General features: G+C 28.8%; 13 protein-coding genes. All 13 read left to right on the top strand.

The window, feature by feature from the left end; all coding sequences use genetic code 11:
• Positions 1-94: 94 nt before the first annotated feature.
• The 13 genes from uvrA to DPIF8902391_RS05495 all read left to right on the top strand — a co-directional run bounded on the left by uvrA (position 95) and on the right by DPIF8902391_RS05495 (position 13,850).
• Complete coding sequence (uvrA, locus tag DPIF8902391_RS05435; RefSeq protein WP_058885609.1) at positions 95-2,932, top strand: excinuclease ABC subunit UvrA; 2,838 nt, start codon at positions 95-97, stop codon at positions 2,930-2,932.
• A 339-nt stretch (positions 2,933-3,271) separates the two neighbouring features.
• Entirely contained in the window at positions 3,272-3,451 is a 180-nt protein-coding gene (locus tag DPIF8902391_RS05440) for a hypothetical protein (RefSeq protein ID WP_172505247.1), read from the top strand.
• Between the two features lie 19 nt (positions 3,452-3,470).
• A complete protein-coding gene (locus DPIF8902391_RS05445; RefSeq protein WP_158508519.1) occupies positions 3,471-3,647 on the top strand; it encodes a hypothetical protein in 177 nt (58 codons plus the stop codon).
• Between the two features lie 57 nt (positions 3,648-3,704).
• Positions 3,705-4,328, top strand: a complete 624-nt coding sequence (locus DPIF8902391_RS05450; protein WP_058885611.1) for a CPBP family glutamic-type intramembrane protease — start codon at positions 3,705-3,707, stop codon at positions 4,326-4,328.
• A gap of 112 nt (positions 4,329-4,440) precedes the next feature.
• Positions 4,441-4,749, top strand: coding sequence for a cysteine peptidase family C39 domain-containing protein (locus DPIF8902391_RS05455; protein WP_239772101.1), 309 nt, complete (start codon positions 4,441-4,443; stop codon positions 4,747-4,749).
• A gap of 372 nt (positions 4,750-5,121) precedes the next feature.
• Positions 5,122-6,264 (top strand): HlyD family secretion protein, encoded by a 1,143-nt coding sequence (locus DPIF8902391_RS05460; RefSeq protein WP_172505248.1) that lies wholly within the window; start codon positions 5,122-5,124, stop codon positions 6,262-6,264.
• 85 nt (positions 6,265-6,349) lie between these two features.
• On the top strand, positions 6,350-6,658 hold the full coding sequence (locus DPIF8902391_RS05465; RefSeq protein WP_101902926.1) for a DNA-binding protein: 309 nt from the start codon (positions 6,350-6,352) through the stop codon (positions 6,656-6,658).
• 133 nt (positions 6,659-6,791) lie between these two features.
• A complete protein-coding gene (locus tag DPIF8902391_RS05470) occupies positions 6,792-6,947 on the top strand; it encodes a class IIb bacteriocin, lactobin A/cerein 7B family (RefSeq protein ID WP_172505249.1) in 156 nt (51 codons plus the stop codon).
• 3 nt (positions 6,948-6,950) lie between these two features.
• A complete protein-coding gene (locus DPIF8902391_RS05475; protein ID WP_172505250.1) occupies positions 6,951-7,094 on the top strand; it encodes a bacteriocin in 144 nt (47 codons plus the stop codon).
• A gap of 216 nt (positions 7,095-7,310) precedes the next feature.
• Positions 7,311-7,502, top strand: a complete 192-nt coding sequence (locus DPIF8902391_RS05480) for a hypothetical protein (protein WP_172505251.1) — start codon at positions 7,311-7,313, stop codon at positions 7,500-7,502.
• A 412-nt stretch (positions 7,503-7,914) separates the two neighbouring features.
• The gene (locus DPIF8902391_RS05485; protein ID WP_172505252.1) at positions 7,915-10,074 is read left to right on the top strand and encodes a peptidase domain-containing ABC transporter; all 2,160 of its coding nucleotides are present in this window, start codon (positions 7,915-7,917) and stop codon (positions 10,072-10,074) included.
• Between the two features lie 178 nt (positions 10,075-10,252).
• Positions 10,253-10,963: an LOG family protein gene (locus DPIF8902391_RS05490; RefSeq protein WP_101902931.1), complete on the top strand. Its 711-nt coding sequence runs from the start codon at positions 10,253-10,255 to the stop codon at positions 10,961-10,963.
• A gap of 109 nt (positions 10,964-11,072) precedes the next feature.
• Positions 11,073-13,850, top strand: coding sequence for a gluzincin family metallopeptidase (locus DPIF8902391_RS05495; protein ID WP_172505253.1), 2,778 nt, complete (start codon positions 11,073-11,075; stop codon positions 13,848-13,850).
• The last annotated feature ends 135 nt before the right edge of the window (positions 13,851-13,985 follow it).

The following is a 13,985-nucleotide window of genomic DNA, read 5'->3' on the forward strand; positions in this document are numbered from 1 at the left end:
ACATCGGCTTTAAAATAAATTTGGTTTCTGTAACTTTGCTTCTTTGGTTTAAATTAGGGTTTAATTTGGGCTTAATTTAGTAAAAACAGCACTTTTGAAAAAACAAGAATATATTGAAGTTTACGGAGCTAGGGTTCACAACTTAAAAAACATTGACGTTAAAATTCCTCGTGAAAAACTCGTGGTTATTACTGGGCTAAGCGGTAGCGGGAAATCATCGCTTGCTTTTGATACTATTTATGCCGAAGGACAGCGCCGATATATTGAAACTTTTTCGGCATATGCACGGCAGTTTTTAGGCGGATTAGAACGCCCCGATGTTGATAAAATTGATGGTTTATCGCCCGTAATTGCTATCGAACAAAAAACTACGAATAAAAGCCCGCGCTCAACAGTAGGAACAATTACTGAAATTTATGATTTTTTACGATTGTTATTTTCTCGTGCCTCGGATGCTTACTCGTATAATACCAACGAAAAAATGGTCAGTTATTCTGATGAACAAATCAGACAATTGATTTTAAAAGATTTTAACGAAAAACGCATTGCTGTTTTAGCGCCTTTAATTAGAAGTAGAAAAGGACATTATCGCGAGCTTTTTGAGCAAATTGCCAAGCAAGGTTTTGTTAGAGTTCGTGTAGATGGTCAAATAAAAGAGCTTGAAAAAGGCATGAAACTTGACCGTTACAAAAACCACGATATTGAAGTGGTTATTGATCGGTTGGTGGTTAATGAAAAATCAGAAAAACGCTTAGAAGAGACTATTAAAACTGCTTTATATGCAGGTGATAATATTTTAATGGTAATTGATGTTGATGCTGATGATAAACCTCGTTATTTTAGTCGTGAATTAATGTGTCCAACCTCAGGGATTGCCTACCCGAACCCCGAACCAAATTCATTTTCTTTTAACTCCCCAAAAGGAGCTTGTTTAAAGTGTAACGGCTTAGGAATTACCGATCAAATTAATATAAAAAAATTAATTCCTGATGATAATATCTCTATCAAAAATGGTGGGATTATTCCGTTAGGAACTCAAAAAAGTAGTTGGATTTTTAAACAAATCCAAACCATTGCCGACAGGCATAATTTTAAATTGACCGATCCAATAAATAAAATTCCAGCAACAGCGATCGACATTATTTTACATGGAGGAAATGAAAAATTCGAAATAAATTCGAAAGAACTTGGTGTAACTCGAAATTATGAAATTGATTTTGAAGGAATTATCGCTTTTATAGAAAATCAATATAAAAATGCCGAAAGTGCGACTATAAAACGCTGGGCAAAAGATTTTATGGATGAAGTTACTTGCTCAGATTGCGAGGGAAAAAGATTAAAAAAAGAAGCGCTTCATTTTAAAGTTACCGATAAAAATATCAGCGATTTAGCACAAATGGATATTACCGAGCTTGCCCTTTGGTTTGAAAATATTGAGGATGATTTATCAGAAAAACAACGCTTAATTGCTTCTGAAATAATCAAAGAAATTCGCACAAGAATTCAGTTTTTATTAGATGTTGGCTTGGATTATTTAACCTTAGATAGAACCTCAAAATCATTATCGGGTGGTGAAGCGCAACGCATTCGATTAGCTACTCAAATTGGGTCGCAATTGGTGGGTGTTTTGTATATTTTAGATGAACCAAGTATCGGTTTACATCAACGAGATAACGAAAAATTGATAAAATCGCTTATAAAACTTCGTGATATTGGAAATTCTGTTTTAGTGGTCGAACATGATAAAGATATGATTGAACAGGCCGATTTTGTACTAGATATTGGCGCAGGAGCAGGAATTTTTGGAGGCGAAATTGTCAGCCAAGGAACCTATCAAGATTTAAAAAAACAAGCTACTTTAACAGCTGATTATCTAACAGGGAAAAAGAAAATTGCCGTACCTAAAGAACGTAGAAAAGGCAACGGAAACTTTATTAAACTTTCGGGAGCTTCGGGGAATAACCTAAAAAATGTTACGGTACAATTTCCTTTAGGACAAATGATTTGCGTTACCGGAGTTTCTGGTAGTGGAAAATCGACCTTAATTAATGAAACTTTATATCCTATTTTAAATGCACATATTTATAATGGTGTAAAAAAACCAATGCCCTACAAAAAAATTGAAGGCTTAGCACATATTGATAAAATAATTGCCATCGACCAATCGCCAATTGGTAGAACGCCACGTTCAAACCCCGCAACTTATACGGCAACGTTCACCGAAATTAGAAGTTTATTTGCTAAAACTCCCGAAGCATTAATTAGAGGCTACAAACCTGGGCGTTTTAGTTTTAATGTAAAAGGCGGACGTTGTGAAACCTGTCAAGGTGGTGGTGTTCGTGTTATTGAAATGAATTTTTTACCCGATGTTCAGGTGGAATGTGAAACCTGTCAAGGGAAGCGTTTTAATAGAGAAACTTTAGAAATTCGCTATAAAGGAAAATCAATTGCTGATGTTTTAAATATGACCATCGATCAAGCAACTGATTTTTTTGAGTTGATTCCTAAAATACATCGAAAATTAAAAACCATTAAAGATGTCGGCTTAGGATATATCACTTTAGGGCAGCAATCCACCACGCTTTCTGGTGGTGAGGCGCAACGTATTAAATTGGCTTCCGAATTATCAAAAAGAGATACAGGAAACACCTTTTATATTTTAGATGAACCTACCACGGGCTTGCATTTTGAAGATATTCGGGTGTTAATGAATGTTTTAAATAAACTTACTGATAAAGGAAATACGGTGTTAATTATTGAGCATAATATGGATGTTATCAAGCTTGCCGATACTATTATTGACATCGGTATGGAAGGTGGTAAAAATGGTGGCGAAGTGTTAGCTATTGGTTCTCCTGAAGAAGTTTCCAAACATAAAACGAGTTATACTGCGAAGTTTTTGAACAAGGAATTAAACCAACCAATAATATAAATGTATAAAACATCAAAAAAACAATGAAAAAGTTAATTTTAGAAATAGAAAAAAAATTACCAAGCAATATAAATGTATATATATTTTTATCTTGTACTATTCTGGGGATGTTAATCGGTGTTTATTTTTCTGTTCTATTTTTTTTCATATGAAATTTAAAATCACTATAAAACAACACGATATTTCTTACAAACTAATTTGCTCGTTGCAAGTTAATTGCAGTGAACACAGTTATGTTTGTGGTATCAAAACAAATAAATAGGTGCACATATATAATTTGAATTGATATCGATTGTTATTAATTAAAAAAATACAATCAAAAAAAGAAATAGTAATTTTATGAAAAATTTAAATGATTTTGGAGTTTTAGAAATAAGTAAATCTGAGCAACAGATAATTGATGGAGGAGAATGGATTTCTGAAGCTTGGAAGGTACTAAAAGAAATCGACAAAGGATGGGATGATTTCAAAGATAGATTAGGTAATGGTTGGGATTCTTATGGAGACTGTGCTTGTTAAATATTTAAAATTATAAAAAATGAAAAATTTAGATTTTTGTAAAGAGTTAAGTTCAGTAGAATTAGTTGAGATAAATGGAGGTGGTTTAGTAGAGGATATCGGTTACGCAGCTCATGCAGTTAGTGATGGTATATGTACTGCTGGTAGATGGGTTGCAGATAGGGCATCTGATGCTTGGGATTGGTGTTGTAACTAAAAACAAAAGGCTCTTTTGTTATAATAACAAAAGAGCCTTTCTTCTAATTTATAAATTATGTTTTCTTTTAAAGATAAAAATATTCAGTTTGATTTTATTTATTTATTTATATTTGTTTTTACTTTCAACATGTTAATTTTGAAAATTATTAATCATATATATAAAAAACCTTTTATAGATGAAGATGATTTTTCAAAATTAACTATTGGCATTTTTGTAACATATGTTTTTTTGATTCCTTTAATAGAAGAGTTGTGTTTTAGAGGTGTTTTAAGTTTATCAAAAAAAATATTTTTTGTATCGCTTGTAGCGATTTTAATTGTCCTTTTATGTTTTTTTAAGTTCAATTTTATTTCATTATCAATTATTAGTTTAATAATTATTTTAGGTATTCTAACTTTAGTTAATAATGATTTAATTTTCCGAATTAAACGTTTCGTTGATGAAAATATTATTATTGTAATAATAATAACTGCTATATTGTTTTCTATTGCTCATCTTAAAAATTATGAAAGTATAAACGTAGAAGCTTACTTAAAAATTATACCAAAATTTACTGGAGGTCTTTATTTAGGGTATATTGCTTATAAATATGGAATATCTAGGTCGTATATTCTTCATGGAATAAATAATTTAATTCCTTTTATTATTATTCTAATTGTAAAATATTTTAGGTTTTGATTATTTAAACTAGAAAAAACTCTTCCCTGCAAATAAATTGCAGTAAACAAAGCTTTCTTTGTCGTTCTTAAATTGAAAAAGAATGGCAAAAATCACTATAAAATAACACGATATTACCGATTGCGGGGCAGCATGTTTAGCATCTATTTCGGCACATTATAACTTACAACTTCCTATTGCACGTATTCGCCAATATGCAGGTACTGATAAAAAAGGAACGAATGTATTAGGCTTAATAGAAGCATCAGAAAAATTAGGTTTTGAAGCAAAAGGTGTGCGTGGTGAAACCTGCCAAGGAAAGTCAATTTCTGATGTTTTAAATATGACCATCGATCAGGCGACCCATTTCTTTGAATTAACACCAAAAATACATCGAAAATTAAAAACCATAAAAGATCTTGACTTAGGAATATCACTTTAGGGCAGAAATCCACCACGCTTTCTGGTGGCGAAGTTTTAGTAACAGGAACTCCCGAAAAAGCAGCCAACTACACAACACCTTAAAAAACAATAAATTAAGCAATAAAACTACCTTTAAAAAAACTAAAAGCCCCTATTTATGTTAATGAAATGTTAACAAAAATAGGGTTAACCCTATTTCAATTAGGGTTAACCCTAAAGCTCAATTAGGGGTATTGGGTATTGACAGGAGCTTTTTTAAAATTTACTTTTACAAAAACTTATCAGAAAAAAAACAATCTTATTTTAAAACAAAACTATATTCCTTTACCCACAGTATCTGTAAAAAGCAGAAAACTTTCTTTAAATTAAAAAATTGTTAGGCAAAAAAAATATGAAACAAATATTTCCAAAAGAGATTATAGAAAACAGTGTTGAAGTACATCAATTCAAACATTCTAAAAAAAGCAAAATTGTTTACAATGTAATATTGCTAGCAATACTATTGGCTTTAATATCATTACCTTTTATTAAAATTACAATTTACAACACTTCTCAAGGATTGATAAGGTCAGATAAAGAGAGAATGGCAATACAAAGTAGTACTAGTGGAAATGTTTTTTTTCATCAACTTAAAAATAATTTAAAGGTACAAAAAGGAGATACCTTGTTGATTATTGATAATATAGCGATGAATCATAAAATTGAAAATACTACAAGTCAATTAAATGAAACCAAGGTTTTTATTGAAGATTTAAAATTATTATTTAGCCCTAAAAAAAACAGAATTAAATTACAATCTTTAAAATATCAACAAGAATATAGCTTTTATCAACAAAAGTTAAGTGAATTTAATACTCGTTTTTTTAAAATTAAGCAGGATTATCAGCGTAATCAAAAATTATTTAAAAAAGGTGTTATTGCTAAAGTAACGCTTAATGATAGTAAACTACTATATGATTTAGCTTTAAACGCAACTACGCAACATAAAAAACAACAATTTAGTACTTGGCAAAATCAGTTAGTAAACTCTCAGAATCAATTAAAAGAATTAGAAAATAATCAAATTCAATTGAAAGAAAGTAGTAATTTATCCATAATAAAAGCCCCGATTACAGGTACTTTATTAAATGTGAAAGGAATTGAAAAAGGAAGTTTTATTCCTAACGGATTACAATTAGCCGACATTTCACCGCAATCAGATTTAATCGTAGAATGCTATATAAACCCTACGGATATTGGTTTATTAAAGAAAGGAAACAAAGTAAAGTTTCAAGTAACTGCTTTTAATTATAACCAATGGGGTTTGGCTACTGGCAGTATCACTGCAATTGGTAATGATGTAGAAATGGTTAATAATACACCAATGTTTAAAGTTTTATGTTCGTTAAATCAAGATTTTTTACAACTTAAAAATGGTTTTAAAGGACATTTAAAAAAAGGAATGTTTGCTAATGCTCGTTTTGAACTTACAGAACGCACACTTTTTGACCTACTCTACGATAAAATGGATGATTGGTTAAATCCTATTACATAATTATTACCATTTTTTTAATCGAAAAATCGAAAATTATTTCATCTATAAACTTACATGAAATAATCAAGTTTCAAAAAATCCTTCTATGAAAAATTTAAAAAATTTAGAACGCTTACAACAATTACATAATTTAATTACCAATCAAAATACAGGTACACCAAAAGAACTCGCTAACTTACTTCAAATAAGCCAGCGTTCTGTATATTTATTGGTAGAACAACTGAAAGATTACAATGCGAATATTTGTTATAGTAGAAGTAGAAAAACCTATCATTATTGTAATGATTTTGATTTAAAAGTATCTATTTCAGTAAGTGTATTAACAAATAACGAGGTTACTAAAATTTTTGGAGGTAGTTATTTTTTACAAACTAATTTATTCGTTGCAAGTTAATTGCAGTGAACACGGTTATGTTTGTGGTATCAAAACAAATAGGTGCACATATAATTTGTTTTGATGCCGATTGTTATTAATTAAAAAAAATACAATCAAAAAAAGAAATAGTAATTTATAAAAATGTAATTTTATGAAAAATTTAAATGATTTTGGGGTTCAGGAATTGAGTGCTAATGAAATGGAAAATATCGATGGAGGAATTTTACCTCTTTTATTTATAGCTGCAGATATTTTTATATATTCAACAACAGCTAGTTATATCTATCATAAATATATACAAAACTAAGCTATGGAAAATTTAATTGAATTATCAGAAAAAGAATTAAAGGAAATTAATGGAGGAAGATTACCTTTCCCTACTTTGAATAGATTCAACTTTTTTTGGGATGTAGCCAAAGCTGGTTGGAGTTTTGGAAAATATTTAGCAGGATAATAATACTTTTAGGCTTTTAAACTCCATCATTTTCGGTTTTCAGACTAAAATGATGGAGTTTAAAAGCCTTCATTAGAAAATTACAGGTAAAAAAACTTTTAAATAATCTGTTTTTTGTGAATTTTAGAAATATGAAAAAAAAAATCCGTATTATAGTATTAGGAGTAATTTTAATATTAGGAATAATTTTTGGTAAATTACTAGCAACTTAAATTTATGATAATAAATAGTTTTCATTCAGAGGGAATTGATTTACATAAAAAGAAAATAAAAGAAGAGTTAGATTTGCTAATTTTTCAAACTAAAATGTCTAATCTATTTTCTCAAGAAATAAAAGATAAAAAAATTCTTGACTTAAAAAAAGAATATAAAAGAAAAATTACAGATATTGATTTTTATTTTTTCTAATTTACCTTTTAAGAGCCTGTTTAAATTTTAAAGGAAATGTTTTTCTAAAGAGATAAACGTCGTGCTGAATTTATTTCAGCATCGCATCAAAAGGAGAACTACGGCAAATCAGGATGCGAACCTAAAATAATTTTAGGTTAACAATGCGATTTCTTATTTTTCTGTTATATTTTTTTTCAGATGAAATTTAAACAGCCTCTAAATAAAAAAAAAATAAGAATTTGAAATAATAAATTTTGCAATCACCTTTATTAATGGTTATTAGCTATATTAATATATATTCTTCTGGTTATACAATTTTACACTAATTAGTTAATAGACCAAATAATCAATAACACTATTATAATTCCCCTTCCCTGCAAATAAATTGCAGTAAACAAAGCTTTCTTTGTCGTTCTTAAATTGAAAAAGAATGGCAAAAATCACTATAAAACAACACGATATTACCGATTGCGGGGCAGCATGTTTAGCATCTATTTCGGCACATTATAACTTACAACTTCCTATTGCACGTATTCGCCAATATGCAGGTACTGATAAAAAAGGAACGAATGTATTAGGTTTAATAGAAGCATCAGAAAAATTAGGTTTTGAAGCAAAAGGTGTCCGTGGTGAATTAGATAGTTTGTTTAAAATACCAAAACCAGCCATAGCCCATATAATCGTTAAAGAACAATTACAACATTATGTGGTTATTTACGAAGTTACTAAAGAGTATATAAAAATTATGGACCCAGGAGATGGGAAAATCCATAAAAAAACACATTCAGCATTTTTAAAGGAATGGACAGGCGTTTTGGTATTGCTTTTACCAAAAGAAGATTTTGTTATAGGTAATGAAAAAGTATCTGTTTTAAAGCGGTTTTGGTTTTTATTAAAACCTCATAAATTTGTGTTATTACAAGCTTTCGTAGGTGCTGTTATTTATACTTTATTGGGGTTTTCAATGTCTATTTATATACAGAAAATTACCGACCACGTATTAATAGGCGGTAACACTAAGCTTTTAAATTTGTTGAGTATAATAATGCTTGCATTGCTTGTACTTCGTATAATAATTGGTGTTTTTAAAGATGTATTTTTGATTAAAAGTGGGCAACAAATAGATGCTCGTTTAATTTTAGGATATTATAAACATTTACTAAAATTACCACAGCAGTTTTTTGATACCATGCGAGTAGGAGAAATTATTTCTCGTATTAACGATGCCGTTAAAATAAGAACATTTATTAATGATGTTTCTTTAAGTTTAACGGTTAATGTGCTTATTTTGTTCTTCTCTTTTGGTATTATGTTTATGTATTATTGGAAGTTAGCATTAATTATGTTGCTGGTTATTCCATTATATTTAGTCATTTATTTAATTATAAATAAGCTAAATAAAAAAACAGAACGTAAAATAATGGAAAGCTCTGCCGATTTAGAAAGTCAGTTAGTAGAATCTTTAAATTCCGTAGGAACTATTAAACGTTTTGGTTTAGAAAGTTTTGCAAATGTAAAAACAGAAACACGATTTATCAGTTTGTTAAATGTTGGATATAAATCGGCTTTAAACTCCGTTTTTTCGGGAACATCTACTACTTTTATAGCTCAATTATTTACGATTATTTTACTTTGGAGTGGTTCTTATTTTGTAATTGAAAGAGAAATCACCACAGGAGAATTAATGTCTTTTTATGCTATTATTGGATATTTTATGAATCCTGTGGCAAGTTTAATTGGTGCTAATAAACAAATACAAAGTGCTTTAATTGCAGCAGATCGTTTGTTTGAAATAATGGATTTAGAGCGTGAAGAGAACTCGGAAAAAGTAGTGCTTACAAAAGAAAAAATTGATGATATTGAATTTAAAAATGTCGCTTTTAGATACGGTACAAGAGTACAAGTTTTTACTGATTTTAATTTAAAACTTAAAAAAGGAACTATTACCGCTATTATTGGCGAAAGTGGTTCAGGAAAATCGACTTTAATTTCGTTATTACAAAATATATACCCGATACAAAAAGGGGGAATTACTATCGGAAATTTAGATTTGAAATATATTCAACATGAAAGTTTGCGTGAATTAGTAAGTGTCGTTCCTCAAAAAATAGATTTATTTGCAGGAAATGTTATTGATAATATTGCTGTTGGAAGTTTTGCTCCTAATATGGAATTAATCATTGATATTTGTAAATCAATAGGAATTTTAGACTTTATAGAAAGTTTACCAAACGGATTTAATACCTATTTAGGTGAAAATGGCGCAACATTATCAGGAGGGCAAAAACAACGAATCGCTATTGCACATGCTTTGTACAAGCAACCCGAAGTTTTAGTTTTAGATGAAGCAACTTCTTCGTTAGACTCGACCTCTGAAAATTATATTCAAAAAGCGATAGAAAAACTACGTAAAGAAAATAAAACAATTATAATTATCGCTCATAGATTAAGTACAGTAATTAATGCCGATGAAATAGTCGTTTTAGAAAAGGGAAAAGTATTAGAACAAGGAAATCATGCGGTTTTATATGCTAAAAAAGGACATTATTATAATTTATGGCAACAACAAATTCCGAAGATAATTTTATAAGAAACTTCCTCTGCGTATTTCTCTATCAAAAAAACAGTTTTAAGTTAAAAAATAAATTCTTTTTTAAAAAAAATCATTTTTTTATTGCTATTCTCATTAAAAAAAGTACATTAGTAAGCTTGCTAAAAAAGTAATTTTAGCAGTGTTACTTAGTACATAAATTATAAAAAACGAGAATATGAGCCCGAATGATGATAGAAAAATTAAAGAAAAATTACAACCAAAAACCTGGAACGAAATAAAAACAAACGACTCTTGGGCTATTTTTAAAATTATGGCTGAGTTTGTAGAAGGATATGAAAAATTAAGTAAAATTGGTCCTTGTGTGTCTATTTTTGGTTCTGCAAGAACAAAACCTGAAGATAAATACTACAAACTAGCTGAAGAAGTTGCTTTTAAATTAACACAAAATGGTTTTGGGGTAATTACTGGTGGAGGTCCAGGAATTATGGAAGCTGGTAATAAAGGCGCACATCGAGGTAAAGGAGTTTCCGTAGGTTTAAATATTGAATTACCTTTCGAACAGCACGACAATCCTTGGATTGACCAAGGAAAAAGTTTAGATTTCGATTACTTTTTTGTTCGTAAAGTAATGTTCGTAAAATACTCACAAGGTTTTGTGGTAATGCCTGGAGGTTTTGGTACTATGGATGAATTATTTGAAGCAATTACCTTAATTCAAACTAAAAAAATTGGACGTTTTCCGATTGTTTTAGTAGGTAAAAAATTCTGGGGTGGTTTATTAGATTGGATCAAAAACACCTTAATTGAAGAAGGAAATATTAGCGAAAAAGACCTAAATTTATTTAGAGTTGTCGATACTGCCGATGAAGCGATTGATCACTTAAATAAATTTTATGCGAAACATCAATTAAAACCAAATTTCTAAAAATACCAAAAGCTCGTTGTACTAAAATTCAACGAGCTTTTTAATTTTCACTTTTAAATTATTTTTAAATTTGAAACACCCATTACACCTTTTTATACAACTCCTATTTTTGTACTGTTATACACTAACGGCACAAACAAATTCTATTGAAATAAAAGCAAAGCTAGAGGTTACAAAAAACCTACTTTATATTCAGCAGAAAATCGTTTTCTATAATAATTCACCCGATAACCTTAGGGCTGTTTTTTTACACAACTGGGCAAATAGTTTTAAAAATAATGACACTCCTTTAGCAAAACGTTTTATTAATAATGATAATAAAAACTTTTATTTCGCTAAAGAAAAAGAGAAAGGAAATACTCATTTTTTTAGCATCAATGTAAATTATCAGCAAGTGCTATTAAAAGAAACAGCAGCAGATATAATTGAAGTTGTTTTAAATAAAACCTTAAAACCAAAAGATAGTATATTAATTTCAGCCACCTATATTGTAAAAATTCCGAACGCTAAATTTACCCGATACGGAAAAACAAAAAATGGGTATCATTTACGATTTTGGCACCTCACCCCTGCTGTTTACAACAATAAATGGCATTTAATGAGTAATTTAAATATTGATGATTTATATGAAAACCCCACCAATTATAGTATCAATATTGATATTCCTAAAAAATACACGCTTGAAAGTAATTTATATCAGCAGAAAACAACTCTAAAAAAACGACATAATTATTATTTAATCGGAAAACAGAAAAAAGATATTATTATTCATATTGACACTATTAATAATTTCACTTCTTTTAAAGCAAAAAATAAAGAAATAAAAACAGATGCTTATCTACATAAAATCTCTTATAAAACAACCTCAAAAATTATCAACAAACAAATTGAGTTTATTGAAAAATTACTAGGAAAGCATCCGCATTCAAAAATTTTTGTTGATGCTAGTACCGTTACTAAAAATTCACTCCATGAAATTTACAAGCTTCCACGTTGGTTAGATCCATTTCCTAAAAATTTTAAGTGGGAAATTAACTTTTTTAAAGCACTTACCCGAAAATACATTGAAGATGTTTTGCTATTAAATAAACGCAATGATTATTGGCTAACCGATGGTTTAGAAACTTTTTTAATGATAAAATATATGAAAGAATATTATCCTGAAGTAACTGTTTTAGGTAAATATTCTAATTATTGGCCTTTAAAAACATATAATATAGCTAAATTAAAACAGTTAGAAAAACATGCTTTTGTGTATCAACTTAATGCCCGAAAATTTCATGATCAAACCTTAAATACACCTGCCGATTCTCTTTCAAACTTCAATCGTAAAATTGTTAATAAATACAAAGCGGGCTTAGGATTATTATATCTTCAAGATTTTATCGGTGGAAATACTTTAGTGAAATCAATACAGGAATTTTATGAGAAAAAGCAATTAAAATTAAGTACAACACGGCAGTTTCAAAAAATACTTCAAAAAAATACCTCAAAAAATTTAGATTGGTTTTTTAATGAATATATTAAAACAACGAAAAAAATTGATTACAAAATTACCAAAATAAAAAGCAGCAAAAGTAACGATTCTTTAGAGATTACTATAAAAAATAACCGAAATTACGCGGCGCCAATTGCCCTATACGGATTACAAAAAAAGGACATAAAATTAAAAAAATGGCTTACAGGAACAAATACTATAAAAACAATTAAAATTAAAAAAGGCAATTTTGATAAATTGGCTTTAAATTTTGAAAAAATATATCCTGAATACAACTATTTAAATAATTTTAGAAAAATAAACAATCATTTAATTAATAAGCCGCTACAATTTCGGTTTTTTCAAGATATAGAAAACCCTTATTATCATCAATTATTTTATTATCCTAGTTTTAATTACAATTTATATGATGGAGCTATACTGGGAATTAAAATTAACAATCAATCACTACTTACTAAAAATTTTGAATATAGCCTCAAACCTAATTATAGCACAAAAAGTAATAATTTAACAGGTTCTTATTCCTTTTCTTATAATCATTTTATAAAAGATGCACGTATTTACAAAATACATTACAGCTTTAGCGGTAGTCGATTTCATTACGCTCCAGAACTTGAATACACTACTTTTTCACCTGCTGTAAGCGTAATTTTTAAGCAAAATGTACTTCGTAAAAATAATTTTAAACTAATACATGCAAAATTAATTAGCATAGATAAAGACCCTGAAATTAACAAACCTAAAAAAGAGCAAGACAAATACAATATTGTAAGTTTAAAATACATTTACGCATATTCTAACGCCATTACAAGCACTACTCACGCTATTAATACAGAGTTTAATTCAAAATTCAGTAAAATAACAACCGATTTTAGATACCGTACATTTTTTACAGAAAACAAAAGCTACGAGCTGCGTTTTTTCGGAGGTTACTTTTTACACAATATATTGAAAAGTAATTATTATAATTTTGCATTAAATAATGGTTCTGATTATTTATTTGAACAAAAATTATTCGGTCGTTCAGAAAGTCAAGGTTTTTTTAGCCAGCAATACATTGTAGATCAAGGCGGTTTTAAATCTAAGTTTAAAAACCCTCAATTTTCAAATGAATTAATCACTGCTATAAACACTAGTATTTCTGTTTTTAAATGGACTGAAATTTATACTAATTTTGCCCTATTAAAAAATAAAAATACTGCGCCAAAATATTATTACGAAAATGGCATCCGACTAAATTTTATTCCAAATTTTCTTGAATTTCACTTCCCTATTTACACAAATCAAGGCTTTGAAATAACAAAACAAGCCTATCCTACAAAAATAAGATTCGTAATTACAACGAGTATTGATAAAATTTACAACTTTATAAGTAGGGATTTTTTATAAACAATTCTGTCAGTTCGAGCGGTTTTTTTGTTTATAAAAAAATTACGCCTCTAAAAACCCGAACTCTTTTTAGCAGCTAAACACAAACTGACAAGAATAAATAATTGAAGTATTTATAAAACAACTGTATTGTCC

It is taken from the genome of Tenacibaculum finnmarkense genomovar ulcerans, assembly GCF_900239495.1.
GTDB lineage: Bacteria > Bacteroidota > Bacteroidia > Flavobacteriales > Flavobacteriaceae > Polaribacter > Polaribacter ulcerans.